At 72.9% G+C, this 24101-nt stretch carries 22 protein-coding genes and 1 tRNA gene; 13 read left to right on the top strand and 10 right to left on the bottom strand.

Annotated elements, in window-relative coordinates; genetic code table 11:
• Positions 1–28 precede the first annotated feature (28 nt).
• Genes AFM16_RS33075 through AFM16_RS33055 form a run of 5 tightly spaced genes read left to right on the top strand, consistent with a single transcriptional unit; the run spans position 29 to position 7821 of the window.
• Entirely contained in the window at positions 29–4474 is a 4446-nt protein-coding gene (locus AFM16_RS33075) for a beta-ketoacyl synthase N-terminal-like domain-containing protein (protein WP_245178022.1), read from the top strand.
• Positions 4471–4779, top strand: a complete 309-nt coding sequence (locus tag AFM16_RS33070) for an acyl carrier protein (RefSeq protein ID WP_030790626.1) — start codon at positions 4471–4473, stop codon at positions 4777–4779. The genes AFM16_RS33075 and AFM16_RS33070 overlap by 4 nt, the downstream gene beginning before the upstream one ends.
• 2 nt (positions 4780–4781) lie before the next feature.
• Positions 4782–5588, top strand: a complete 807-nt coding sequence (locus tag AFM16_RS33065) for an alpha/beta fold hydrolase (protein ID WP_078636107.1) — start codon at positions 4782–4784, stop codon at positions 5586–5588.
• Positions 5585–6757 (top strand): glycosyltransferase, encoded by a 1173-nt coding sequence (locus AFM16_RS33060; protein ID WP_078636106.1) that lies wholly within the window; start codon positions 5585–5587, stop codon positions 6755–6757. The genes AFM16_RS33065 and AFM16_RS33060 overlap by 4 nt, the downstream gene beginning before the upstream one ends.
• Positions 6754–7821 carry a class I SAM-dependent methyltransferase gene (locus AFM16_RS33055; protein WP_179123335.1) on the top strand — a complete coding sequence of 356 codons (1068 nt, stop codon included), beginning with the start codon at positions 6754–6756 and terminating at the stop codon, positions 7819–7821. The genes AFM16_RS33060 and AFM16_RS33055 overlap by 4 nt, the downstream gene beginning before the upstream one ends.
• Before the next feature lie 14 nt (positions 7822–7835).
• Here the strand turns inward: AFM16_RS33055 and AFM16_RS33050 are convergent, their stop codons facing one another.
• Positions 7836–8624 (bottom strand): alpha/beta fold hydrolase, encoded by a 789-nt coding sequence (locus AFM16_RS33050; protein ID WP_167797297.1) that lies wholly within the window; start codon positions 8622–8624, stop codon positions 7836–7838.
• Positions 8625–8809: 185 nt separating this feature from the next.
• On the opposite strand from AFM16_RS33050, the gene AFM16_RS33045 reads away from it, so the two are divergent.
• A complete protein-coding gene (locus AFM16_RS33045; protein WP_030790650.1) occupies positions 8810–9154 on the top strand; it encodes a cupin domain-containing protein in 345 nt (114 codons plus the stop codon).
• Between the two features lie 50 nt (positions 9155–9204).
• Here AFM16_RS33045 and AFM16_RS33040 read toward each other — a convergent pair whose 3' ends face one another.
• Complete coding sequence (locus AFM16_RS33040) at positions 9205–10242, bottom strand: LacI family DNA-binding transcriptional regulator (protein ID WP_078636104.1); 1038 nt, start codon at positions 10240–10242, stop codon at positions 9205–9207.
• Between the two features lie 115 nt (positions 10243–10357).
• Here AFM16_RS33040 and AFM16_RS33035 point away from each other — a divergent pair, with 115 nt between their 5' ends.
• From AFM16_RS33035 to AFM16_RS33025, 3 genes are all read left to right on the top strand, one after another.
• Positions 10358–11554 (top strand): phytanoyl-CoA dioxygenase family protein, encoded by a 1197-nt coding sequence (locus AFM16_RS33035; RefSeq protein ID WP_078636103.1) that lies wholly within the window; start codon positions 10358–10360, stop codon positions 11552–11554.
• Between the two features lie 15 nt (positions 11555–11569).
• Entirely contained in the window at positions 11570–12346 is a 777-nt protein-coding gene (locus tag AFM16_RS33030) for an SDR family oxidoreductase (RefSeq protein WP_078636102.1), read from the top strand.
• A gap of 63 nt (positions 12347–12409) precedes the next feature.
• Positions 12410–13414: a Gfo/Idh/MocA family protein gene (locus AFM16_RS33025; RefSeq protein WP_078636101.1), complete on the top strand. Its 1005-nt coding sequence runs from the start codon at positions 12410–12412 to the stop codon at positions 13412–13414.
• 155 nt (positions 13415–13569) lie between these two features.
• Here the strand turns inward: AFM16_RS33025 and AFM16_RS33020 are convergent, their stop codons facing one another.
• The 3 genes from AFM16_RS33020 to AFM16_RS33010 are packed head-to-tail and all read right to left on the bottom strand — an operon-like array spanning position 13570 to position 16633.
• Positions 13570–14532 (bottom strand): ATP-binding cassette domain-containing protein, encoded by a 963-nt coding sequence (locus AFM16_RS33020; RefSeq protein WP_078637168.1) that lies wholly within the window; start codon positions 14530–14532, stop codon positions 13570–13572.
• Between the two features lie 8 nt (positions 14533–14540).
• On the bottom strand, positions 14541–15617 hold the full coding sequence (locus AFM16_RS33015) for an ABC transporter permease (RefSeq protein ID WP_078636100.1): 1077 nt from the start codon (positions 15615–15617) through the stop codon (positions 14541–14543).
• Positions 15617–16633, bottom strand: coding sequence for a sugar ABC transporter substrate-binding protein (locus tag AFM16_RS33010; protein WP_078636099.1), 1017 nt, complete (start codon positions 16631–16633; stop codon positions 15617–15619). The genes AFM16_RS33015 and AFM16_RS33010 overlap by 1 nt, the downstream gene beginning before the upstream one ends.
• Before the next feature lie 358 nt (positions 16634–16991).
• On the opposite strand from AFM16_RS33010, the gene AFM16_RS33005 reads away from it, so the two are divergent.
• On the top strand, positions 16992–17777 hold the full coding sequence (locus tag AFM16_RS33005; protein WP_030790669.1) for a GntR family transcriptional regulator: 786 nt from the start codon (positions 16992–16994) through the stop codon (positions 17775–17777).
• 6 nt (positions 17778–17783) lie between these two features.
• Here AFM16_RS33005 and AFM16_RS33000 read toward each other — a convergent pair whose 3' ends face one another.
• The 5 genes from AFM16_RS33000 to AFM16_RS32980 form a co-directional block, all read right to left on the bottom strand.
• Positions 17784–18542: an SDR family NAD(P)-dependent oxidoreductase gene (locus AFM16_RS33000; RefSeq protein WP_078636098.1), complete on the bottom strand. Its 759-nt coding sequence runs from the start codon at positions 18540–18542 to the stop codon at positions 17784–17786.
• 2 nt (positions 18543–18544) lie between these two features.
• Positions 18545–19723 (bottom strand): acyl-CoA dehydrogenase family protein, encoded by a 1179-nt coding sequence (locus AFM16_RS32995; RefSeq protein WP_030790675.1) that lies wholly within the window; start codon positions 19721–19723, stop codon positions 18545–18547.
• Between the two features lie 114 nt (positions 19724–19837).
• Positions 19838–20410 (bottom strand): TetR/AcrR family transcriptional regulator, encoded by a 573-nt coding sequence (locus AFM16_RS32990; protein ID WP_030790678.1) that lies wholly within the window; start codon positions 20408–20410, stop codon positions 19838–19840.
• 50 nt (positions 20411–20460) lie between these two features.
• Positions 20461–21447 carry an aldo/keto reductase gene (locus AFM16_RS32985; RefSeq protein WP_078636097.1) on the bottom strand — a complete coding sequence of 329 codons (987 nt, stop codon included), beginning with the start codon at positions 21445–21447 and terminating at the stop codon, positions 20461–20463.
• A 183-nt stretch (positions 21448–21630) separates the two neighbouring features.
• Positions 21631–21704, bottom strand: a tRNA-Pro gene (locus AFM16_RS32980).
• Between the two features lie 101 nt (positions 21705–21805).
• Here AFM16_RS32980 and AFM16_RS32975 point away from each other — a divergent pair.
• The 3 genes from AFM16_RS32975 (at position 21806) to AFM16_RS32965 (ending at position 24097) form a co-directional block, all read left to right on the top strand.
• The gene (locus AFM16_RS32975; protein WP_078636096.1) at positions 21806–22327 is read left to right on the top strand and encodes a DUF309 domain-containing protein; all 522 of its coding nucleotides are present in this window, start codon (positions 21806–21808) and stop codon (positions 22325–22327) included.
• Between the two features lie 62 nt (positions 22328–22389).
• Entirely contained in the window at positions 22390–23163 is a 774-nt protein-coding gene (gene cobF, locus AFM16_RS32970) for a precorrin-6A synthase (deacetylating) (protein ID WP_078636095.1), read from the top strand.
• A 142-nt stretch (positions 23164–23305) separates the two neighbouring features.
• Positions 23306–24097: a methylenetetrahydrofolate reductase gene (locus AFM16_RS32965; RefSeq protein WP_078637167.1), complete on the top strand. Its 792-nt coding sequence runs from the start codon at positions 23306–23308 to the stop codon at positions 24095–24097.
• Positions 24098–24101 lie beyond the last annotated feature (4 nt).

Raw genomic sequence — 24101 nt, 5'->3', positions numbered from 1 at the left:
CCGTCAGACTCCGGTCGCGATCGTCGGGATGGCGGTGCTGCTGCCGGGCGCCGCCGGGCTCGACGCCTACTGGCGCAATCTGCGCGACGGCGTGGACGCGATCGGCGAGGTGCCCGCCGGACGCTGGGACCCGGACTACTACCGTCCCGGCACAGCGTCCGAACCGGCCGTCGCCGACCGGGTGTACGCGCGGCGGGGCGGGTTCGTGGACGCGCTGGCGGAGGTGGAGGTCACCCGGTTCGGGATCATGCCGAACTCGGTGGCCGGGACCGAACCCGACCAGCTCATCGCCCTGCACGTGGCCTCGGCCGCGCTCGACGACGCGGGCGGCACGGCCCGGCTGCCCGACCGGGCGCGCGTCGGTGTCGTCCTGGGCCGGGGCGGCTATCTCACCCCCGGACTGGTCCGGCTCGACCAGCGGGTGCGCACGGCGGGCCAGCTCGTGCGCACCCTGGGCGAGCTGCTGCCCGACCTGACCGCCACTCAACTCGACCGGGTGCGGCAGGCTTTCACCGAGCGGCTCGGTCCCGACAGCCCCGAGGCGGCGATCGGCCTCGTGCCGAACCTCGCCGCCTCCCGGGTCGCCAACCGGCTCGACCTGCGCGGCCCGGCCTACACGGTGGACGCGGCCTGCGCCTCGTCCCTGGTCGCGGTCGACCAGGCGGTGGGCGAACTGGGCTCCGGGCGCTGTGACGTGATGCTCGCGGGCGGTGTCCACCACTGTCACGACATCACCCTGTGGAGCGTCTTCTCGCAGTTGCGCGCCCTCTCCCCCAGCCAGCGCATCCGGCCCTTCCACCGGGACGCCGACGGCATCCTGATCGGCGAGGGCACCGGCGTCGTCGTCCTCAAGCGGCTCGCGGACGCCGAGCGGGACGGCGACCGGATCTACGCCGTGATCCGCGGCACCGGAGTGGCAAGCGACGGCCGGGCCGCGGGACTGGTCAACCCGGACCCGGGCGGCCAGGCCCAGGCCGTACGGCAGGCGTGGCGGGCCGCCGGTCTCGACCCCGCCGCACCCGGATCGGTCGGCCTGCTGGAGGCCCACGGCACGGCGACCCCGGCGGGCGACGGTGCCGAACTGGCCACCCTCGCAGAGGTGTTCGGGCCACGGCACGCGCACGGACACGATGACGGGACGGCTGTCATCGGCTCGGTGAAGTCGATGATCGGGCACACCATGCCGGCCGCCGGCGTGGCCGGTCTGATCAAGGCCGCGCTCGCGGTCCACCACGGCGTGCTGCTGCCGACCCTGCACTGCGACGACCCGCACCCCGCGCTGGCCCGCACCCGCTTCCGCCCCCTGGAGAAGGCCGCCGACTGGGAGACCGGCGCCGGGCAGCCGGTGCGCCGGGCGGCGGTGAACGCGTTCGGGTTCGGCGGGATCAACGCGCACGTGGTGCTGGAGCAGGCGCCCGGCGCAGGGCCGGTGACGGCGGTCAGGGCCGCCCAGGTCGTCGAGCCCGAGCGCGTCCTCCTGCTCGCCGCCCCCTCCCCGGCCGCCCTCGCCGCGCTCCTCGACGCCGACGACACCACCGTGCGCGCCGGGGGCCTCGACCCCGCCACCGCGCGGCCGGACGCGGGACCGGCCAGGCTCGGCATCGTCGACCCGACCGCGAAACGGCTGGCCCTGGCCCGCCGCGTCGTCGCCAAGGGGCGTGCCTGGCACGGCCGCAGCGACGTCTGGTTCCGGCCGGGCCCCCTGCTGGGCACCGGGCACGGCAGGCTGGCGTTCGTCTTCCCCGGCCTGGAAGCCGAGTTCACGCCACGCGTCGACGACATCGCGGCCCGCTTCGGGCTGCCCGCGCCGGAGGTGCCGAGCGAGCGGTCCGGTGACATCGGCCGGCACGGCTTCGGTGTGGTCGCCGTGGGCCGACTGCTCGACACGGCGCTGCGCCGCAGCGGGATCGTGCCGGACGCGGTCGCCGGGCACAGCGTCGGCGAGTGGACGGCGATGGCGGCGGGCGGACTGTACGCCGGGGACGAGGTCGACGCCTTCATGGCGGAGTTCGACCCGGACAGTGTGCGCGTGCCCGGTCTCGCGTTCGGGGCGATCGGCGCGGGCGCCGACCGGGTCCTCGCCGCGCTGCGCGAGGAGGGCGGCGCGGATGCGGGCCTTGTCCTCTCCCACGACAACGCGCCGGGCCAGTCGATGGTGTGCGGCCCTGAACCGGCCGTCGAGGAGTTCGTCCGGGCGTTCCGGGCCCGGGGTGTGCTCTCTCAAGTGCTGCCGTTCCGGTCGGGCTTCCACACGCCGATGCTGCGGCCGCATCTCGCCCCGATCGAAGAGGCGGCGGCCCGCTTCCGGCTGCGTACGCCGCACACCCCCGTCTGGTCGGGGACGACGGCCGCCCCGTTCCCCGAGGACCCGGCCCGGATACGGGAGTTGTTCGTCCGGCACCTGCTGGAGCCCGTGCGTTTCCGGCAGTTGACCGAGGCGCTGTACGACTCGGGGCATCGGGTGTTCGTCCAGGTCGGACCGGGACAGCTCGGTTCGCTCGTCGGCGACACCCTGGGGAGCCGGGACCATCTGGTCGTCCCCGCCAACTCCCCGCACCGCACGGGCCTCGCGCAGCTCCGCCGGGTCGCCGCCGCCCTGTGGACGGCGGGGGCGGAGGCGGCACAGGCGCTCCTGGCGTCCCGGCCCACCGCGCAGCCCGCGCACCGGCGGCCTGCCGTACGCCTCGACCTCGGCGGCGCCCTGGTGTCCCTGGCACCGGAACGACTGGCCGCCCTGCGCGCGGAACTCCGTACCGAGACACGCATCTCTCCGCCTGCGGCCACCACGGCGCCGCTCGACACCCTCTCCGAACACCAGCCTCTCGCGGCCGAGTTGAGCGCCCTACTCCGCGAGACGGCGGACACGGCCGCCGCCCTCATGACCGCCCGGCCCGCGCCTCGCGCACTGCCCGCACCCCTGCGCACCACCGTCCGCGTCTCCCCCGACACCATGCCTTACCTCCTGGACCACTGCTTCTTCCCGCAGCGCCCCGGCTGGCCGGACGTGGCCGACCGGTGGCCGGTCGTGCCCGCGACGACGATCGTGCGGCACATGATGGACGCGGCCGCCGAGGCCGTGCCGGGCGCGGTGCCCGTCGCCGTGCACGGGGCGCGGTTCGAGGAGTGGCTGACCGCCACCCCCGCCGTGGACGTCCCGGTGACGGTGACGCCCGAGGGGCCGGACCGGGTGGCCGTCTCCTTCGGTCCGCGCGCCCGCGCCACGGTCGAACTGGCCCCGGAACACGCCCCGTTCACCGCCGCCCCCTGGCCGCTCGACCCGGCGCACGAGCGGGTCCCCGACCACACCGCCGCGCAGCTCTACGCGGAGCGCTGGATGTTCCACGGCCCGGCGTTCCAGGGGGTCACCGAGCTGACCGCGATCGGCGACCGCCATGTGCGCGGGGTCATCACCACCCCGTCGGCACCGGGCGCGCTGCTCGACAACGTCGGCCAGATCCTCGGCTACTGGATCATGGCGACCCGCACCGAGCGGACCGTCGTGTTCCCGGTCGGCATGCGGGAGATGCGCTTTCACGGCCCGCATCCGGCGGCGGGGACGGCGGTGGACTGCCACGTCCGGATCACCTCCCTCACCGACACCGTCCTGGAGGCCGATGTCCGGCTGACGGTCGACGGCGCGGTGTGGGCGGAGCTGTCCGGCTGGCAGGACCGGCGGTTCGACAACGACCCGCGGACCCGTCCGGTGGAGCGTTTCCCGGACCGCAACACGCTCTCCGAGGCCCGGCCGGGCGGCTGGTCGCTGCTGCACGAGCGCTGGCCCGATCTGGCCTCCCGCGAGCTGATCATGCGCAACTCCCTCGGTGGCGTGGAGCGTTCGGCGTACGCGGAGCACGCCCCGCGCGGGCGGCGCCAGTGGCTGCTGGGCCGGATCGCGGTGAAGGACGCGGTCCGCCGCTGGCTGTGGGACCACGGCGAGGGGCCCGTCTTCCCGGCGGAACTCCGGGTGCGCAACGACGACTTGGGCCGCCCGTACGTCACGGGTGTGCACGGCCGCGTGCTCCCGGCGCTGGACGTGTCCCTGGCGCACCGCGGGGAGGCGGGCGTGGCGATCGTCCGGCCCCACACCCCGGGGCCGGGCCCCGGTATCGACATCGAGGAGGTCGTCGACCGCACCCCGCAGACCCGTGCCACGGCTCTCGGTCCGGACGAACTCCGGCTGCTGCACAGGCTGTCGGCCGAAGACGGGGACTCGGAGGCGCGCTGGTTCACCCGGTTCTGGGCGGCGAAGGAGGCGGTCGCCAAGGCGGAGGGCATCGGGTTCGGCGGGCGGCCGCGGGACTTCACGGTGCTCGACGCGACCCCGTCCGGCGACCGGCTGACCGTCGCCGGCCGGCTGGAGCGCGCCTACACCGTGCACTGCGAGCCGTCCGTCAACCCGCCCGGCCTGCCGGCCCGGGAGTACGTCGTGGCCTGGACCACGGGCCCCGTCCCAGCGAAGGAGTACGACCGATGACGCCCGTCACCGCGGACGAGGGGACCGTCCTCGCCGATCTCACCGGCATGCTCGCGCGGCTCCTGGAGGACGAGTACGGCCTCGACGACGTCGAGATCGACATGGGGACGTCCTTCAACCGCGATCTGGAGCTGGAGAGCATCGATCTGGTGACCCTGGCCGGGATGCTCCAGGAGCGGTACGGCGAACGGGTCAACCTCGCCGAGTTCCTGGCCGGTCTGGAGTTCGACGAGATCATCGAACTCACCGTCGGCGACCTCGTGGAGTACGTGGTCGCGCAGCTCAGAGCGACGGAGGCGGGCTGAGCATGGCGATGGTCGACACCGGCGCCGTCCGGTTGCACGTCCAGCGGACCGGCCCGCGCCAGGGCCGCCCCGCCGTGGCCACCGTCGTCCTGGTCCACGGGCTGCTCACCGACAGCCTGGCCAGCTACTACTTCACCGTCGCCCCGGCGTTCGCGGCGGCCGGACTCGACGTGGTGATGTACGACCTGCGCGGGCACGGCCGCAGCGAACGCCCCGTGGGGGGCTACACCCTGGACCACAACATCGACGACCTGGAAGCCCTCCTCGACCGGCTGGCGGTGACCGGCCCGGTGCACCTGGTGGGCAACTCCTACGGCGGCACGATCGCGTTCGGCTACGCGGTGCGCCGGCCGGAGCGGGCCGCGAGCGTCACGCTGATCGAGTCCGAACCGGCCACCTCCGCCTGGGCGGTGAAGCTGGAGCGGATCCTGCACCGGGTGTCGGCCCAGCTCGCGGAGAACGAGCCCGAGGCCCTCGCCTGGGTCACCGCCCACCGAGGCCGGCACACCGCCCGGCTCGCCAAGGGCGCCGCACGGCTCGTTCGCGAGACCACCCTGAGCCAGGAGATCCCGGCCAGCCAAGTGCTGACGAGGGATCGGATCCGTACGGTGTCCTGCCCGGTGCTCGCCGTCTACGGCGGTGACTCCGACTTGGCCGAACAGGCGCCCCGGCTCAAGGCGTTGCTGCCGGACTGCAGGACCGTGGTCGTGCCCGGGCATGAGCACTCGGTCCTGGTGGAGGCGTCCGGGACGGTGGGCGGGCACATCCTGACCCTGGTCGAGGAGACGCTCCGGGTGGCCGTCCGGTGAGCCGGTTCCTGTTCGTCGTACCGCCGTTGGTCGGGCACATCAACCCGACCGTGGGCGTGGCCGCCGAACTCGTCGCGCGCGGACACCGGGTGGCGTGGGCGTGCCCCGATCCGGCGCTGGTGGCGCGGCTGGCGGGGGCGGATGCCGAGGTGTTCGGGTGCGCGGGTGCCGCGCCGGGTGAACGGCCCGCCGAGCTGCGCGGCCCGGAGGCGCTGAGGTTCCTGTGGGAGTGGTATCTGCTGCCGCTGGCGGAGGCGATGGCGCCCGGGGTGCGGGCGGCCGTCGGGGCGTTCCGGCCGGACGTGGTCGTCGCCGACCAGCAGGCGTTCGCGGGGGCGTTGACCGCCGAGCGGCTGGGTCTGCCGTGGGCGACCTCGGCCACCACCTCGGCGGAGTTCACCGACCCGCTGGCCGGACTGCCCAAGGTGCGGGAGTGGCTCGCGGAGCGGCTGGCGGAGCTGCGGTCGGCCCTCGGGGCCCCGGCGGCGGGCCCGGACCCGCGGTTCTCGCCGCGTCTGGTCCTCGCCTTCAGCACCCCGGAGCTGGCGGGCACGGCGGTCCCGGACACCGTCCGCTGGGTCGGTCCCTCGGTCGTGGGCAGGCCGGACGCCTCCGGCTTCCCGTGGGAGTGGCTGGACCCGGGGCGGGCCACCGTACTGGTCACCCTCGGCACCGCCAACACCGACGTCGGCGGCCGGTTCCTGGACACCTGCCGGAGTGTGCTGCGTGAGCGGGCGGACCGGGTGCAGTCGGTCCTGGTCGACCCGGGCGGCGTCCTGGACACGCAGGCGAAGGAACACGACAAGGACGTGCTGATCGTGCCGTCCGTGCCCCAACTCGCCCTGCTGGAAAGGGGTGTCGACGCCGTGCTCTGTCACGCCGGGCACAACACGGTGTGCGAGGCGCTGTGGCATGGCGTACCGCTGGTGGTGGCGCCGATCCGGGACGACCAGCCGGTGGTGGCCGGGCAGGTCGTGGACGCAGGGGCGGGGGTGCGGGTGCGGTTCGGCCGGGTCACGGCGCGGGGGCTGGGCGCGGCCGTCGACTCCGTCCTGGACGACCCGGCGTACCGGAACGCGGCGGCACGGATCGGCACGGCGTTCCGGGCCGCGGGCGGGGCGTCCGCCGCGGCGACCCATCTGACCGAACTGGCCGAGGAGTCGGGATGAGCGACGAGAGCGGGACCACCGAGCGGATCGCGGCCCTGCGCCCCGCCTACCGGGCCGACCTGGAGGCGGGCCCCGACCGGTTCTTCGAGCCGACGCGCACCGACTGCCCCTGGTGCGGCGGGACGGAGCTGAGCACCCGGCTGCGCACCACCGACCTGCTCCAGCACAAGCCGGGCCGTTTCACCCTGGACCGCTGCGGCGGCTGCGGGCACACCTTCCAGAACCCCCGACTCAGCCCGGCGGGGCTGGAGTTCTACTACCGGGACTTCTACGACGGGCTGGGCGAGAAGAAGCTCGGCGACACCTTCGGCGCGCGCACCGGGATGTACCGGCGGCGGGCCGAGGCGGTGCAGCCGTACATCCCGGCACCCAAGTCCTGGCTGGACGTCGGGACCGGGCACGGGCACTTCTGCGCGGTCGCCCGGGAGGTGCTGCCGGACACGGTGTTCGACGGTCTCGACTTCACCGACGGTGTCGAACTGGCCGAGAAGGCGGGCCGGGTGGAGCACGGCTACCGGGGCGCCTTCCCCGAACTGGCCCCGGAGCTGGCGGGCCGCTACGACGTGGTGAGCATGTTCCACTACCTGGAGCACAGCACCGAGCCCGACCGTGAACTGCGGGCCGCGCGGGAGGCGGTGCGGCCCGGCGGGCATCTCGTCGTCGAAGTGCCGGACCCTGAAAGCCGGTTCGCCCGCCTCCTCGGCCGCTGGTGGCTGCCCTGGCTCCAGCCGCAGCATCTGCACTTCGTGCCCGTGGCCAATCTCCGCCGACGCCTGACCGAGCTGGGCTTCACCGTGGTCGCGGAGCAACGTGCCGAGGCACATGACCCGGTGGACCTGCTGGCCGCCACCTGGCTGGCGCTGGACCACACGGCACCGCGGGAGGACGCGCCCTGGCTGCCCCGACGCCCGAGCGCCCTGCGCCGCGCCCTGCGAACGGCCCTCCTGCTGGCCGGCATCCCGGCCCTTCTGCTGGCCACGCTCCTGGACCGCCTCGTACTCCGCCCCCTGGCGGGCCGCCTCCGCCTCTCCAACGCCTACCGCGTCGTGGCCCGCCGCGACTGACCCCCGGCCACCGCTCAGGACACGCCGGCCAACGCCGCCTCGGCGACCACGCGGGCCACGGCCTCCGGCTGGTCGATCTGGACGGCGTGACCGGCGTCGGGGACCGTGACCAGGCGGACGTGCGGGCGCCCCTCCAGTCCGCGCCGTTCGCCGTCCGTCAGGCCGATCTCGTCGTGGTCGCCGCGCACCACCCAGACCGGGACCCCGGCCTCGCACAGCCGGGGGACCAGGGACGGATACCGGTCGAGATAGGCGTAGTACGCGCGCACGATCCGGCGGCAGGTCGCCGGGTCGTTGCCGCTCATCGCCGCCGCGAGCGCCTGGGCGCGCTCCGGGGGCAGTCCGCGGGCCACCGCCCGGGGCAGCAGGCCGAGCATGCCGGCCCACACCGCGATGCCCAGCCCCGGCACCCGGCCCACGGCGTCCAGCGCGGCCAGGGACCTCATCTCGTCGCCGCGCGAGAAGGCGGGCGACAGCAGCACCAGCGGGCCGGTGAACAGTCCGGCCGCCGCCATCTCGATCGCCACGTTGGCGCCGAGACTGTGCGCCACGACCACCTCGCAGCCGGTCTCGTCCGCGAAGGCGGCCATCAGCCGGGCGTACCCCTCCATGGTCACGTCCTCGGGGGCCTCGGTGCCGCCGAAGCCCGGCAGGGCCGCCGCGACCAGCCCGAGGCCCGCCACCGCCGGCTCGGCCATGACGTCCGCGAAGAACTCGGTCGTGCACAGCCCGCCCGGAATCAGCAGCACCCGCCGCGAGGCGTCCTCCGGCCCCGCCCGCCGAACGTCCCAGCCTTCACCCATACGACGAGCGTGACCCGTCCGGACGACCATCGCACCCCGAGCCGGGCGCCCCGAAAGAGATGCCGCTGGAGACGTGCCGCGCTCCGCGCCCGCCGGCGCGACCCGACGACATGTCCCCCCACCTCCCCGTTCCCGGGACACAATGTCGGCGCCGGAACCGCGCCCCCGCTCGTTAGGGTCGCCGCATGACCCACAGCTTCGCTCTGCACATCCCCGACGCCGATCTCGAACCCGACCCGCTCGACCCGGCGCAGATCGTCTCCGGCACCCCCGAGGTGAGCGGGAAGGTGGTCTGGGAGTCCGAGGACGGCCAGCAGATCCGGGGGATCTGGCAGATCACCCCGGGCGTGGTCACCGACACGGAGGCGGACGAGCTGTTCGTCGTGATCAGCGGGTCCGCGACCATCGAGGTCGAGGGCGGCGACACCTTCACCGTCGGCCCCGGCGACCTGGCCGTGCTGCGCGCGGGCGACCGTACGACGTGGACGGTCCACGAGACCCTGCGCAAGGCGTACGCGATCAACCTCTGAGCATCAGCCGCCGTCGGCCCTCCGCGTCAGCCGCCCGTCCGGCCTGCGCGTCAGCCGCCCGTCCGGATGTCCGGCGGCAGGTTGTACGGCGTCACCACCTGGATCGCCGACGGCAGGGTGGGCCCGGCGGGCGGCAGCGCGCCGTGGGCCCGCATCACGATGTGGCACGCCTCGCGCATGTCGTGCCGCAGGTCGTGGTGGAGGACCACGGACAGCCGGTGTTCGCGCAGCAGCCGGGTGTTGTCGTGGTCGAGGTCGTGCGCGACGAACACGGCGCACTCCCGGCCCGCGTCGGCGAAGGCGCGCAGGGTGGCGATGTTGCCGCCGCCGATCGAGTACACCGCCCGGATCTCCGGATCGCGGTCCAGGGCGGCGCGCACCAGGTCGTACTGGGTGGCGTCCAGGCCCTGGCCCTCGGCGATCTCGACCAGGGCCCGCCCGGGGTGGCGGGCCCGCATCGCACCGCGGAACCCCATCTCGCGCTCCTCCTCGTTGCGGAAGAAGCCGCTGGACAGGCTGGTCAGGACGTTGCCGGGCCGGTCCCCCAGCCACTGGCCCATCAGATAGGCGGCGGTGGCGCCCGCGGCGCGGTTGTCGATGCCGACGTAGGCCAGCCGGGCGCTGGCGGGCAGATCGGTGACCAGGGTGACGACCGGGATCCCGGCGGCCACCAGCCGGCCGACGGCCGCGGTGACCTCGGGGGTGTCGGGCGCCTTGAGGATCACGCCCTGGGAGCCGCGCCGGGCGATCCGGTCGAGGGTCGCGACCGGCTCGTCCACCGACCCGGTCTCGCGGAAGTGGAAGCGGGAACGCACCACGGCCGGGTGCAGGGACGGCAGTTCCGCCTCCAGCGCGGCGCGTACGGCGGTGCTGAACCGCTCGGGCGTCTGCATCACGATGTCGACCATGAAGGTACGGCCGACGAGCCGGACCTGGGTGCGCTGCCGGTCGAGGTCGGCGATGGCCCGCTCCACCTCACGCGCGGTCGACTCGCGCACCCCTCCCCTGCCGTTGAGGACCCGGTCCACCGTCGCCTCGCTGAGACCCGCCTGACGTGCGATCTCACGGATCGGGAAGGGATGGCCCACGGAACGCTCCTCGCCTCATCCTGAGGGGTTTTTGATGGCCGCCTGCTGGTTGTTCGACGGGTTTGTACTGACAAGAATGACAGCACGGATACGCCGCTGTCACGAAGGGACGCCGATGTCCTTCACCCCCGCAACCCCCGTCACCCCCGACTCCAGAGCGCTTCACGAGCGCGCCTGGCTCACCGAGCAGGACTGCGACCTCGACGTCCTGCGCACCCTCGTCGAGCGCACCACCGGCCTCGCCGACTACCCGCACGCCGCCTCGGTGGAGAGCAACGTCCTCGTCTACGACAGCGAGCGGCTGCGCGCCGCCGCCGGGAGCCGCGAGGTGCGCGCCGAACTGGTGCGGGCCTTCGCCGACGGCCCCGGGGTCGTGGTCCTCAAGGGCGCCTTCCCCGACCCGGCGGTGGTGGACCGGGCGACCGACGTCTTCGACGCGCTGATCGCCGAGCAGCACGCCGCGGGCGCCACCGCCGGCGACCACTTCGCCCGGCCCGGCGCCAACGACCGCGTCTGGAACGCCCTGGAGAAGGCCGCCCTGCACGACCCGGAGGCGTTCACCGACTACTACGCCAACGAGATCCTCGCCCTGGTGTCCCGGGCCTGGCTGGGCCCCGGCTACCAGATCACCTCCCAGGTCAACGTGGTCAACCCGGGCGGCACGGCACAGAGCGTGCACCGCGACTACCACCTGGGCTTCCTCTCCAACGAGACGGCCGCCGCCTACCCGGCGCACGTCCACCGTCTGTCCCCCGTGCTCACCCTCCAGGGCGCGGTGGCCCACTGCGACATGCCGGTGGAGTCCGGCCCCACGCTCTATCTGCCGTACTCGCAGACCTTCGAGCCGGGCTATCTGGCGTGGCGACTGCCGGAGTTCCAGGCGTACTTCGCCGAGCACCACGTCCAACTGCCGCTGGCCAAGGGTGATGCCGCGTTCTTCAACCCGGCGGTCTTCCACGCCGCCGGCACCAACCGCACCGCCGACGTACGGCGTATGGCGAACCTGCTCCAGGTGTCGTCGGCCTTCGGGCGCGCCATGGAGACCGTGGACCGCGAGGCCGTGGCGAACGCCGTCTTCCCAGTCCTGCTCAAGCGCCGGGCCGAGGGCGTGGACGAGGCGTGGCTGGAGCGGGTCGTCGCCGCGAGCGCCGAGGGCTACCCCTTCCCCACCAACCTCGACAGCGATCCCCCGGTCGACGGACTGGCCCCGCCCTCGCAGGCGGACGTGGTGCTGCGCGCACTGCGCGAGGAGTGGACCCCGCAGGCACTCCGGGACGAACTGCGGGCCGGCGCCGAGCGCCGTACGAGCTGAAAGGACCTTCCTTCCATGGGACTTCTCGACGACAAGGTCGTCCTCGTCAACGGCGGCAGCCAGGGCGTGGGCGCCGCCGTCGCGCGGGCCGCGGTCCGCGAGGGGGCGACCGTCGCCGTCACCGGGCGGCGCGCCGAGCCCGGCGAGGCGCTGGTGGCGGAGCTGACCGCCGCGGGCGGCACCGCCCTGTTCGTCCGGGCCGACCTGGCCGACGCCGAACAGGCGCGGACGTCGGTGGCCGAGGTGGTGACGGCGTACGGCCGGGTCGACTGCCTCGTCAACTCGGCGGGCCTCACCTCCCGGGGCACCCTGCTGGACACCACGCCCGAGCTGTTCGACCAGCACATCGCGATCAACCTCAGGGCGCCGTTCTTCGCGATGCAGGCCGCCGTCGCGGACATGGTGGCCCGCAAGGAACCGGGCACGGTCGTCAACATCATCACCTCCTCCGCGCACGGCGGACAGCCCTTCCTCGCCCCGTACGTGGCCGCCAAGGCCGGGCTGATCGGCCTGACCCGCAACGCGGCGCACGCCCACCGCTTCGACCGGGTCCGGATCAACGGCCTGAACATCGGCTGGACGGAGACCGAGGGCGAGGACGCCACCCAGCGGGCGTTCCACGGCGCCGGCGACGACTGGCGCGAGCAGGCGGCGGCCCGGCTGCCGATGGGCAAGCTCGGCCGGCCGGACGAGATCGCCGACTTCGTGGTGTTCCTGCTCTCCGAGCGGTCCGGGGTGGTCACCGGTTCGGTGATCGACTGGGACCAGAACGTGCTCGGCGGCCTCGACTGACCCCCGTTCCTCCCCTCCCTCTTCCCTCTCCCCTCTTCGCACCACCTCAAGGAGCCGCACCCCATGCGCATCGGAATCCTCGGCCTCGGCCGTATCGGCGCCTTCCACGCCGAGACCCTCTCCGGACTCGGCGCCGTCGAGACGCTCGTCGTCGCCGACCCCTACGCCGCGGCCGCCAAGGCCGCCGCCGAACGGTTCGGCGCCGAGGTGGCGGACTCCCCGGAGGCCGTGCTGGCCGCGGGCGTGGACGCGGTCGTGGTGGCCGCCGCGACCGACGCCCACCCGGGGCTGATCCTGGCCGCCGTCGAGGCCGGCGTCCCGGTGTTCTGCGAGAAGCCGGTCGCCCGCACCATGAGCGAGGGCGTCGAGGTCCTCAAGGCCGTTCAGGGCAGCGGGGTGCCGATCCAGATCGGCTACAACCGCCGCTTCGACACCGGGTTCGTCAACGCGCGCGCCGCCGTGCGCTCCGGCGAGCTGGGCCCGCTGCACACGGTCCGCTCGACCACCCTGGACCCGGCGCCGCCGCCCGCCGCGTACATCGCCGCCTCCGGAGGTATCTTCCGGGACTGTTCGGTGCACGACTTCGACATCATCCGCTGGGTGACGGGCCGCGAGGTGACCGAGGTGTACGCGGTCGGCGGCAACCGGGGCGCCGACTTCATCAAGGCCGCGGGCGACGCCGACACCACCGGCGCGATCCTCACCCTGGACGACGGCACGATCGCCGTTGTCTCCAACTCCCGTCACAACGCCCGGGGTTACGACGTCCGCATGGAGATCCACGGCTTCGCGGACTCCATCGCCGTGGGCCTGGAGGACAAGCTGCCGCTGCGCTCGGTGGAGCCCGGGGTCACCTTCCCGGCCGGCACCCCGCACGACTTCTTCATGGACCGCTTCGCGGCCGCCTACCGCGCCGAACTCACCGCGTTCACCGAGGTGGTGGCGGGCACCAGGACCTCGCCCTGCACGATCGAGGACGCCCTGGAGGCGGGCTGGATCGCGGAGGCGTGCACACTGTCGCTGGCCGAGCACCGGCCGGTGACGATCACGGAGGTGCGAACCGCCTGACGGAACACGGAGGTTCACGATCTGAGCGCGGCTCCGAGGGGGCCGCGCTCAGGCGTTGCGGGACACGGACGGGAAAGCGCCGACGCGCCCCCGCCCTGTTCGGCGGTGGCGCGTCGGCGCTGCTCTGCGAAAAGCCCTGCTGGGGCGCCTCAGTCTCAGGCGGTCTTCTCTCCCGGGGAGGCCGAGGAGGCCGAGGAAGCCGCGGAGTCCGCGGCGGCCGTGGAAGCCACCGGCGCCTTGAGATCCGTCTCCTCCGGCAGCTCCTCGACATCCACACCCCGAACCTGCGCCAACTCATGCTTGAGCGCCGCGAGTTCCGCACCGCCCGCCATGTGGTTGGTGAGTTCCTCCAGGCTGACCTCGTCACGGGAGGCGGAGAGTTCGAGCGTGCCGAGCCGCAGCACGCTGAAGTGGTCGCCGACCATGTAGGCGTGGTGGGGGTTGTGGGTGATGAAGATGACGCCGAGGCCGCGGTCGCGGGCGGCGGCGATGTACTTCAGCACCACGCCGGACTGCTTGACGCCGAGGGCGGCGGTGGGCTCGTCCAGGATGAGCACCCGGGCGCCGAAGTAGACGGCGCGGGCGATGGCGACGCACTGGCGCTGGCCGCCGGAGAGCGTGCCGATGGGCTGTTCGAGGTCGTCCAGGACGATGCCCATGTTGCGCAGTTCGGTGTCCGCGGTGCGCTTCATCGCGGCGATGTCGAGACGGCGCACCGGCCAGGGGCCCTTGGTCATCTCGGAGCCGAGGAAGAAGTTGCGCCACACCGGCATCAGCGGGACGGTGGCGAGGTCCTGGTAGACGGTGGCGATGCCGCGGTCGAGGGCCTCACGGGGGCTGGAGAAGCGGACGGGTTCGCCGTCCACGAGGAACTCGCCCTCGGTGTGCCGGTGCAGCCCGGAGACGATCTTGATGAGGGTGGACTTGCCGGCGCCGTTGTCGCCGAGCACACAGGTCACCCGGCCGGGGTGCACGGTCAGGTCGACGCCGTGCAGGGCGCGGATGTTGCCGTAGGACTTGCCGGCGCCGCGCAGTTCGACGAGGGGGTGCTCGCCCGCCCCGGGTGCGGGGTCCGTGAGGACCGCTCCGTGCGTTCCGGTTCCGTTGCTGGTGGTCATCGGGTCGGTCACCTCCGGGTCGCCGTGCGCTGGACCCACAGATTGATGAGGACGGCGCCGAGGAGCATCACGCCGAGGAACGCCTTGAACCAGTCGGGGTTCCAGCCGGCGTAGACGATGCCCTGCTGCACCATGCCGAACATGAAGGCGCCGAAGACCGGGCCGATGGCGGAACCGGCGCCGCCGGTGAGCAGACAGCCGCCGATCACGGCCGCGGCGATGTAGATCAGCTCCTGGCCGACGCCCTCGCCGGACTGGACGGTGTTGAACGAGAAGAGCTGGTGCATGCCGACGAACCATGCGCCGAAGCCGACCAGCATGAACAGCGAGATCTTGGTGAAGGTGACCGGGACGCCGACGGCGCGCGCGGACTCCTTGTTGCCGCCGACCGCGAAGATCCAGTTGCCGTACTTGGTGCGCAGCAGCACCCAGGTGGCCAGGGCCGCGAAGACCAGCCACCAGACGATGGTGATCTTGACCTGGACGCCGCCGATCTCGAAGGACGAGGCGAAGATCTTCTTGGCCTGGTCGAAGCCGTCCATGTCGCTGATGTCGTCGGTGGCCACGTTGCCGGTGATCAGCTTGGTGACCGCCAGGTTGACGCCCTGGAGGATCAGGAAGGTGCCCAGGGTGACCAGGAAGCTGGGCAGGCCGGTCTTCACCAGCATCCAGCCGTTGAACATGCCGATGCCCAGGGAGACCACCAGGGCGGCGATCACGCCGACCCACACGTTCATCGTGAGCTGGTAGCTGAGCATGCTCGCGGTGAGCGCCGAGGTGATCACCGCGACGCCGGCGGAGAGGTCGAACTCGCCGCCGATCATCAGCAGGGCCACCGGCAGGGCCATGATCCCGATGGTGGAGGACTGGTACAGGATGTTGGCCATCGAGGCGGCCTCGCGCACCGGCGGGGCCGTGATCAGGAAGAACACCCAGACGGCGAGGGCTCCGAGGAAGACCCCGACCTCGGGGCGGGCCAGCAGCCGCAGGGCGAGGGGGCGTCTCGTGGTCCGGCCGTCTGTCTGTTGCGGGCCGGAGGCCGGCGGTGTGGTCACCGCCGGCTCGGCGTGGTGGGTCATGCTCATCACCGGGTGCCCTTCGCGGCGAACGCCGCCACCGCGTCGACGTTGGACTTGTCGACGAAGGCCGGGCCGGTCAGCACCGGGGCCTCGCCGCCGCCCATGTAGTTGCCGTTGTTCTTGTAGAGCCACAGCGAGTCCACGGCGAGGTAGCCCTGGAGGTAGGGCTGCTGGTCGACCGCGAAGTCGACGGTGCCCTTGCTGATGGCGCTGGTCAGGTCCTTGTTGAGGTCGAAGGTGGCGACCTTGGCCTTGCTGCCGGCGTCGGACACCGACTGGCCCGCGGTCAGGGCGAAGGGGGCGCCGAGCGTGACGACGTAGTCGATCGCCTTGTCCTGGGTGAGCTTGGCGGTGATGGTCGACTTCACGGACGGCATGTCGGTGCCGTTGACGTAGAGGACCTCGGTGGTGCCGGAGAAGGTCTTCTTCACACCGTCGCACCGCTGGGTGAGGCCGATGTTGCCCTGCTCCTGGATGACACAGACGGCCTTCTTGGCGCCGGCGCTGTTGAGCCGCTTGCCGAGCGCCTCGCCCGCGACGGTCTCGTCCTGGCCGAAGAACTGGAGCAGGCCGAGCTTCTGCCATTCGCTGACGCCGGAGTTGAGGCCGACCACGGGTATCTTCGCGGCGTTCGCCTTGGCCACGACGTCCTTGAGGGCGTCCGGCTTGGCGAGGGTGATGGCGATGCCGTCGACCTTCTGGTCGATGGCGTTCTGCACCAGGTTGGCCTGGCCGCCGGCGCTGGGGTCGGCCGAGTAGACCAGCTTGACGTTGTCCTTGGCCGCGGCGGCCTCGGCGCCCTTGCGGACGATGTCCCAGAAGGTGTCGCCGGGCGACTGGTGGGTGATCAGGGCCACCGTCATCTGCGGGGTGCTCGCCTTGCCCGCGGAGGCGCCGTCGGCGCTCTCGTCGGACTTCTTCCCGCCCGAGCTGCTGGAGCAGCCGGCGACGGTCAGGGCCACCGCTGCGGCCAGGGCCACGACCGGGACGATTCTGCGGGAACGGGGCGAAGAGCTGTCCATCTTTCCTGCACCTCACTGTGCGACGGGAGAAAACACGGGGGATCACGAGGGAAAGGGAGGCGATCTCAGGGATCGGTGGCCCGCTACTGCTCAGGGTGGGGCCAGGGAGCCGGGACCGCGACCGTTCGGGTGACGTGGACTCGGTGTGTGCGCTGTTGGGACGGGATCCAATCCCTTGGCGGGTCCACTGTCAAGACTTTGTTAAGACATCATTTCACAAGCAGGTCCGAATGTAAGAACAAACCATTGACACAGGGGGCCGCGGGGACCTACACCTGGAAGACGCCACGGGTCGTACCGGGGCGAAAATCTACCCGCTGCGCAGGGGCGCACCCAAAGCGGCCAGGAGGTTTGCCCGATGGCGAAGACCGGCGAACGGAGCCGTGCGGCGGCCGGTTCGGTGCTGGACGGCCTGCACTTCGCGCTCGACCGCTCCAGCCCGGTGCCGCTCTACTACCAGCTCGCCCAGCAACTGGAGGCGGCGATCGAACACGGGGCGCTCGCCCCGGGGAACCTGCTCGGCAACGAGATCGATCTGTCGACCCGGCTCGGCCTGTCCCGGCCCACGGTCCGCCAGGCCATCCAGTCACTGGTCGACAAGGGGCTCCTGGTGCGCCGCCGCGGCGTCGGCACCCAGGTCGTGCACAGCCAGGTGAAACGGCCGCTGGAGCTGAGCAGCCTCTACGACGACCTGGAGGCCGCGGGACAGGGGCCGACCACGCGGGTCGTACGCAATGAACGGGTGCCGGCGAGCGCCGATGTGGCGGCCGCCCTGGGGACCGCGGAGGGCGCCGAGGTCACGCTCCTGGAGCGGCTGCGCTCGGCGCACGGCCAGCCGGTGGCGTTCCTGTGCAACTACCTGCCCCCGGCGCTGCTGGACCTCGACTCGGCCCGTCTGGAGGCGACCGGCCTCTACCACCTGATGCGGCTGGCAGGCATCACCCTGCACAGCGCCCGGCAGACCGTCGGCGCCCGCGCGGCGAACGCCGAGGAGGCCGCGCTCCTCGCCGAACGGGAGGGCGCGGCCCTGCTGACCATGCGGCGCACGGCGTACGACGACACCGGGCGCCCGGTCGAGTACGGGACGCACATCTACCGCGCGTCCCGGTACGCCTTCGACTTCCAGCTCCTGGTCAGGAGCTGAGGGCTGCTACCTGGGCGCCATGCGCAGCGCGCCGTCCATCCGGATCGTCTCGCCGTTGAGGTAGTCGTGGTCGACGATCGCCAGCGCGAGCTTGGCGTACTCCTCGGGCAGGGCCAGCCGGCGCGGGAAGGGCACGCCCGCCGCGAGCCCGGCGCGGAACTCCTCCGAGACGGTGGCCAGCATCGGCGTCTCCACGATGCCCGGCGCGATGGTGCACACCCGGATGCCGTACTGCGCCAGGTCACGGGCGGCCGGCAGGGTCAGCCCGACGACACCGCCCTTGGAGGACGCGTAGGCGGCCTGGCCGATCTGGCCGTCGTAGGCGGCGATGGAGGCGGTGTTGACGATCACGCCGCGCTGGCCGTTCTCGTCGGCCTCGGTCTCGGCGATGGCCTCGGAGGCGAGCGCGAGCACGTTGAAGGTGCCGCCCAGGTTGATCTGGATCACCTTGGCGTACAGACCCAGGTCGTGGACGCCCTTCTTGCCGAGGATCCGGGCGGACGGGCCGATCCCGGCGCAGTTGACGACCGTGCGCAGCGGCACGCCGGAGCCGGCCGCGGTGGCCACAGCCGCGCGGACCTGCTCGGGGTCGGTGACGTCGGCGGGCACATAGGTGACCCCGTCGACCACGGGCGCCTTGTCGACGCCGTCCTTGAGGTCGAGGGCGAAGACCCGGGCGCCGGCGCCGGCCAGGGCCTTCGCGGTGGCCGCGCCGAGGCCGGACGCACCGCCGGTGACAAGGGCGGCGGTGTGGGCGAGCTGCATCATCACTCCTTGCCGAGGACGGTGAGCACACCGCCCTCGTTACGGTCCAGCGCACGGGAGATGATCATGCGCTGGATCTGGTTGGTTCCTTCGAAGATCTGCATGACCTTGGCCTCGCGCATATAGCGCTCGACGGGGAAGTCGCGCGTGTATCCGTACCCGCCGAGGACCTGCACCGCGTCCGTGGTCACCTTCATGGCATTGTCCGTGGCCACGAGTTTGGCGATCGACGCCTCCCGTGTGAAGGGCAGCCCGAGGTCCTTCAGCCGCGCGGCGGCCAGCGCGGTGGCCCGCGCCGACTCGATCGCCGCGCCCATGTCGGCCAGCACGAAGGCCAGCCCCTGGTGCTCGATGATCGGCTTGCCGAAGGTCTCCCGCTCACGGGCGTAGCGCACCGCGTGGTCGAGGGCGCCCTGGGCGAGGCCGCAGGCCACGGCGGCGATACCGAGCCGGCCGTGGTCGAGGGAGGCGAGCGCGATCTTCAGACCCTGTCCCTCCTCCCCCACGAGCCGCTCGGCCGGCACCCGGACGTCGTCCAGCCGCATGGTGGCCGTCGCCGAGCCGGTCAGACCCATCTTCCGCTCCGGCGGATCGGCGCTCAGCCCCGGGGTGCCCGCCGGGACCAGGAAGCAGGAGATGCCGTGGGTGCGGTCGTCGGAGGTGCGGGCCATGACCGTGTAGAAGTCGGCGTAACCGCCGTGCGTCGTCCACGCCTTGGCGCCGTTGAGGACGTAGTCGTCGCCGTCGCGGACCGCGCGGGTCAGCATGGCCGCCGGGTCGGACCCGGCGTGCGGCTCGGACAGGCAGTACGCGCCGAGCAGCTCACCGGCGAGCATCTCGGGCAGCCAGCGGCGGCGCTGCTCCTCGGTGCCGAAGCGGGCCAGCGGGAAGCAGGACAGGGCGTGCACCGAGATGCCGACGGCGACGCTCGACCAGACGGCGGCGACCTCCTCCAGCACCTGGAGGTACACCTCGTACGGCTGGCCCGCCCCGCCGTCCTCCTCGGCGAACGGCAGTCCGAGCAGACCGCTGCGGCCGAGGGTGCGGAAGACGTCGCGGGGGAAGGTCCCGTCGGCCTCCGCGTCGGCCACCCGGGGTGCGAGTTCCTTGGCGGCGAGGGTGCGCGTGAGCTGGATCAGCTCGACGGCCTCCTCGGTCGGCAGGGCACGAGTGGCCGGCATGGCGACCTCCACGGTAGTACTGGAAGTGATACTGGAGTGCGTACGAACGTATCATTCACAGTACTGCACGAGGGTGTGCCGCAGCCAGGCGGAAGAGACGGGAAGCACGCCGGGTCAGGAGGTGACGGCGTGCACGATCAGGGAGGCGAGCTGCTCGTACGCCTCGGCGTCGGTCAGCCCGGTGCGGGCCTGGAGCTCGCCCTGCTGGATCTGGCGCATGGTCGCGGCGGCGACCTCCCCGACGAACGCGGTGTGCACGTCCCGGAAGGCGCCGCCGGACACCCCCTCGGCGATCAGCCGGCGGACCCGCTCGGCGGCCATCCGCGTATTGGCCTCGTAGACCTCACGGGCGGGCGGGAAGTCCGCCACGTCGTCCAGGAACCGGCGGGAGAGCGGGCGGAGCTGCTCGGCCACCGCCGTCAGATACACCCGGACCCGGTCGGACGGCTCGACGGTCTGCGCCACCCGCTTCTCCACGGCCTCGGTGGCCCCGCGGAAGTAGTGCTTGACGGCCTCCACGACCAGCCCCTGCTTGCTCCGCGCGAGCTGGTACAGCGTGGTCTTGGAACAGCGCAGCCGTACGGCGAGGTCGTCCAGGGTGAGGTCCGAGAACCCCTCCGCCGTGAGCAGCGCCACGAGTCGTTCCAGCAGGTCGGCCTGGCGGGCGGTGCGGCGGGTGGACGGCATGATCCCAGCCTAACCGCCCTCCCCGGCGCACCCCCCTCCCCGCCGACGGTTCAGTGCACGCCGTCGAGCCGGGCCCGCTGGTCCGCCGTCAGCTCCAGGTCCACGGCGGCGAGGCTCTCCTCCAGTTGGGCCACCGACGACGCCCCCGCCAGCGGCACGATCGGCGCCTCACCGCCCAACTGCCAGGCCAGCACCACCTGGTTGACGGTGGCGCCGGTCTCCCGGGCGACGTCCCGCAGCGCGGCGAGCCGGGCCGGGGTGCCCGGGTGGTCGTAGTCGGCGGGCAGCGGCTTGTCCTGCCGTACGTAGGCACCGGCGAGCAGCGGCGAGTAGGCGACCAGGGTGAGAGTCGGCTCGGCCCGCAGATAGCCGAGGAGTTCGGGACCCGCGTGCCCGAGGCTGCCGTCCGGGAACAGGTCGCTCGGCACGTCGAGGCGCGGGCGCAGATGGCTGTGCTGGTACTGGAGCACCTCGTAGCCGGGCAGCCCGGCCGCGGCGGCGAGCGCGCGGGCCCGCTCGACGCGCCACATGGCCTGGTTGCTCACCCCGAGCAGCCCGACCGTGCCCTCCGCGACCAGGCTCGCGAAGCCCTCGACGGTCTCCTCCTGCGGGACCGTGTGGTCGTCGATGTGCGCGTACAGCAGGTCCAGCCGCTCCACCCCGAGCCGCTCCCTGCTGCGCTCGGCCGCCTCCCGGATCACCTTGGCGGACAGGCCCTCGGGATTGTCGGTGTAGCTGGTCCCGGGGGCGAGGGGCCGGGCACCGACCTTGGTGGCGATGACCACCTCGTCGCCGATACCCCGGCTGCGGCGCCAGCGGCCGAGGAGTTCCTCACTCTGGCCGCCCTGACCGCCGTCCACCCAGAACGCGTAGTTGTCGGACGTGTCGATGAAGGTGCCGCCGGCCTCCACATACCGGTCGAGGATCGCGAACGACGTCGTCTCGTCCGTCAGCGATCCGAACAGCATCGCGCCGAGCGCGAGCACGCTGACCTCGCGGCGGGTGGCGGGGTCGGTGCCTATGGTGCGGTACTTCATGATGGATCCTCCCGTTCGGCCCGGATCCGTCCCTCGGCTCCGGCCCGAACGGGAGTCTTTCTGTTGAAGCGCACACGAAGGCAAGCCCCGAAAAAAACGAGGCCGCCCGAAAGTCCGCCGCGGAAAAGAAAACGGCCGCCTCGGATCTCTCCGAAGCGGCCTCGCGACTCGCGTGTCCACAAGTCGGGACGACAGGATTTGAACCTGCGACCCCTTGACCCCCAGTCAAGTGCGCTACCAAGCTGCGCCACGTCCCGGTGCGCGGTCCCCGCGGCACAGGCCGCGTGATCGCGCGGACAGCACTTTACCGCACCCGGGGCCGTACCCCGAAGACGGCCCCGGGCGGGACAATGGCCGTATGGGCGGTGCGACGAGCGGGGACACGGGGACACGGGACCGGGACGGCGAGGGGCGGGCGCGGAACGCGCGGCCCCGGGACGGGCTGGGACGGCCGCTGCCGTACGGCGCGGCGGGCGTGGAACGGCAGCCCGAGGGCGTCGTACGGACCCCGGCCGAGACCGTCGGGGAGGCACAGGCGCTGCTGGACGCGGGGAAGCCGTTCCACGCGCACGAGGTGTTCGAGGACGCCTGGAAGTCGGGGCCCGAGTCCGAGCGGGCGCTGTGGCGGGGGCTCGCCCAGCTCGCGGTCGGCCTCACGCACGCGGCCCGGGGCAATGTCACGGGCGGGGTGCGCCTGCTGCGGCGGGGCGCCGGGGCCGTCGAGGAGTGGGCGGGCACTGGCCCGGACCGGGCCCGGCCCTACGGTCTCGACCTCGCGGGGCTCACCGGCTGGGCGCGCGCCCTGGCGGCGGAGGTGGAGCGCACGGTCGCGCCGGTGGACGCGGCGGCCCGCGCCCCACGGCTGTACGGCGGCACCTGACCCCCGCGCGTGCGGCAGACTCGGGGCCGGGTGACCCCCGCGCGTGCGGCAGACTCGGGGCCGTGCGAAAGATTCATGTCATCGGTATCGGCGCGGGCGACCCCGACCACCTCACCCTCCAGGCGGTCAGGGCCATGCGGAGCACGGACGTGTTCTTCGTCCTGGACAAGGGCGAGGTGAAGAGCGATCTCACGCGGCTGCGCACGGACATGCTCGCCGCCCATCGGCCCGAGGGCGGCTACCGCGTGGTCGAGGCGAGGGACCCCGAGCGGGACCGGCGGGCGGACGGCGCGGCCTACTCCCCCGCCGTCGACGACTGGCGCAGCGCCCGCGCGGCCATCCTCGGGCGGCTGATCGCCGAGGAGCTGGGCGAGGACGAGAGCGGCGCGTTCCTGGTCTGGGGCGACCCCTCGCTCTACGACAGCACGCTGGCCGTCCTGGAAGAGGTGCTGGCCGGCGGCACGGTCGCGTTCACGTACGACGTCGTGCCCGGCGTCAGCAGCGTGTCGGCCCTGCTGGCCCGGCACCGGATCCCGCTGAACCGCGTGGCGCGGCCCGTGCAGATCACCACCGGCCGACGGCTCGCCGAGGGCTTCCCGCAAGGGGTGGACGACGTGGTGGTGATGCTGGACGCCCACCAGACCTTCCGGCGGTACACCGGGGACGACATCGACATCTACTGGGGCGCCTACATCGGCACCCCGGACGAGATCCTCGTCTCGGGCCCGATCGCCGAGGCCGGCCCCCGCATCGAGCGGCTGCGCGCCGAGGCACGGGAGCGCAAGGGCTGGATCATGGACACGTATCTGCTGCGCCGGAACCCGGGACAGCGCTGACCCGCGCGTTGTTAACCTCCCCACAAAAGCCGCGCATCCGCCGTCAGGAGCCCGCGCGATCACGCACCCTTCAGGGGTGAGCGAGATCCTGACGACGACCGCGCCGCCCGCGCCCCGGCTCCTGGACGGCTTCTCCCTGGAGATGACCGGCAAGGACGTGGCGCATCTGGAGGCGGCCCGGGAGGCCGTTCCGCCGGGCACCCGGGTCAATGTCGCCTTCCTCGGCACCGAGACGCAGGAACTGCGGCTCGCCGCGGTGCGGGCGGCGGCCCGGCTGGGCTTCGTCCCCGTCCCGCACCTCTCCGCGCGCCGGCTGCGTTCCCGGGCCGAGCTGGCGGAGTTCCTCGCCGCGCTCCGCGAGGCCGACGCCACCGAGCGCGTCTTCGTCGTCGGCGGCGACCCGGCCGTCCCGCGCGGCCCGTTCCCGGACACGCTGTCGGTGCTGCGCTCCGGGCTGCTCCAGGAGTACGGCGTCCGGCACGTCGGCGTCAGCGGCTATCCCGAGGGCCATCCGGCGATCGACGGGCCGGTGCTCTGGTCGGCGATCGAGGAGAAGGCCGCCGTGCTGCGGGAGCAGGGGCTCGACGGCAGTGTGATCACCCAGTTCGGTTTCGACGTCGAACCGGTCCTGACCTGGGTGGAGGAGCTGCGCTCGCGCGGGGTGGACCTGCCGGTGCGGGTCGGGGTGCCGGGTCCCGCCGGGGTGCGGCGGCTGCTGTCGTACGCGACCCGGTTCGGGGTGGGCACCGGCGCGGGCATCGCGCGCAAGTACGGGTTCTCCCTGACGAACCTGATGGGGACGGCGGGGCCGGACCGGTTCGTCCAGGACCTCGCCGAGGGGTACGACCCCGTCCGGCACGGCGATCTCGGGCTGCACTTCTACACGTTCGGCGGGCTCGCGGCCACGGCGGACTGGGTGGCGGCCCGCGCCTGACACT

The sequence above is a fragment of the Streptomyces antibioticus genome (assembly GCF_002019855.1).
GTDB lineage: Bacteria > Actinomycetota > Actinomycetes > Streptomycetales > Streptomycetaceae > Streptomyces > Streptomyces antibioticus_B.
The sequence above is the reverse complement of the archived record's forward strand: the minus strand, read 5'-3'. Positions and strand labels throughout refer to the sequence as shown.

What these genes read in the sequence shown, in the direction of transcription:
- AFM16_RS33075 (WP_245178022.1), top strand. Translation starts at nt 29, where the DNA reads ATGGCGGTGCTGCTGCCGGGCGCCGCCGGGCTCGACGCCTACTGGCGC.
- AFM16_RS33070 (WP_030790626.1), top strand. Translation starts at nt 4,471, where the DNA reads ATGACGCCCGTCACCGCGGACGAGGGGACCGTCCTCGCCGATCTCACC.
- AFM16_RS33065 (WP_078636107.1), top strand. Translation starts at nt 4,782, where the DNA reads ATGGCGATGGTCGACACCGGCGCCGTCCGGTTGCACGTCCAGCGGACC.
- AFM16_RS33055 (WP_179123335.1), top strand. Translation starts at nt 6,754, where the DNA reads ATGAGCGACGAGAGCGGGACCACCGAGCGGATCGCGGCCCTGCGCCCC.
- AFM16_RS33050 (WP_167797297.1), bottom strand. Translation starts at nt 8,624, where the DNA reads ATGGGTGAAGGCTGGGACGTTCGGCGGGCGGGGCCGGAGGACGCCTCG.
- AFM16_RS33045 (WP_030790650.1), top strand. Translation starts at nt 8,810, where the DNA reads ATGACCCACAGCTTCGCTCTGCACATCCCCGACGCCGATCTCGAACCC.
- AFM16_RS33035 (WP_078636103.1), top strand. Translation starts at nt 10,358, where the DNA reads ATGTCCTTCACCCCCGCAACCCCCGTCACCCCCGACTCCAGAGCGCTT.
- AFM16_RS33030 (WP_078636102.1), top strand. Translation starts at nt 11,570, where the DNA reads ATGGGACTTCTCGACGACAAGGTCGTCCTCGTCAACGGCGGCAGCCAG.
- AFM16_RS33025 (WP_078636101.1), top strand. Translation starts at nt 12,410, where the DNA reads ATGCGCATCGGAATCCTCGGCCTCGGCCGTATCGGCGCCTTCCACGCC.
- AFM16_RS33020 (WP_078637168.1), bottom strand. Translation starts at nt 14,532, where the DNA reads ATGACCACCAGCAACGGAACCGGAACGCACGGAGCGGTCCTCACGGAC.
- AFM16_RS33015 (WP_078636100.1), bottom strand. Translation starts at nt 15,617, where the DNA reads ATGAGCATGACCCACCACGCCGAGCCGGCGGTGACCACACCGCCGGCC.
- AFM16_RS33010 (WP_078636099.1), bottom strand. Translation starts at nt 16,633, where the DNA reads ATGGACAGCTCTTCGCCCCGTTCCCGCAGAATCGTCCCGGTCGTGGCC.
- AFM16_RS33005 (WP_030790669.1), top strand. Translation starts at nt 16,992, where the DNA reads ATGGCGAAGACCGGCGAACGGAGCCGTGCGGCGGCCGGTTCGGTGCTG.
- AFM16_RS33000 (WP_078636098.1), bottom strand. Translation starts at nt 18,542, where the DNA reads ATGCAGCTCGCCCACACCGCCGCCCTTGTCACCGGCGGTGCGTCCGGC.
- AFM16_RS32995 (WP_030790675.1), bottom strand. Translation starts at nt 19,723, where the DNA reads ATGCCGGCCACTCGTGCCCTGCCGACCGAGGAGGCCGTCGAGCTGATC.
- AFM16_RS32990 (WP_030790678.1), bottom strand. Translation starts at nt 20,410, where the DNA reads ATGCCGTCCACCCGCCGCACCGCCCGCCAGGCCGACCTGCTGGAACGA.
- AFM16_RS32985 (WP_078636097.1), bottom strand. Translation starts at nt 21,447, where the DNA reads ATGAAGTACCGCACCATAGGCACCGACCCCGCCACCCGCCGCGAGGTC.
- AFM16_RS32975 (WP_078636096.1), top strand. Translation starts at nt 21,806, where the DNA reads ATGGGCGGTGCGACGAGCGGGGACACGGGGACACGGGACCGGGACGGC.
- AFM16_RS32965 (WP_078637167.1), top strand. Translation starts at nt 23,306, where the DNA reads ATGACCGGCAAGGACGTGGCGCATCTGGAGGCGGCCCGGGAGGCCGTT.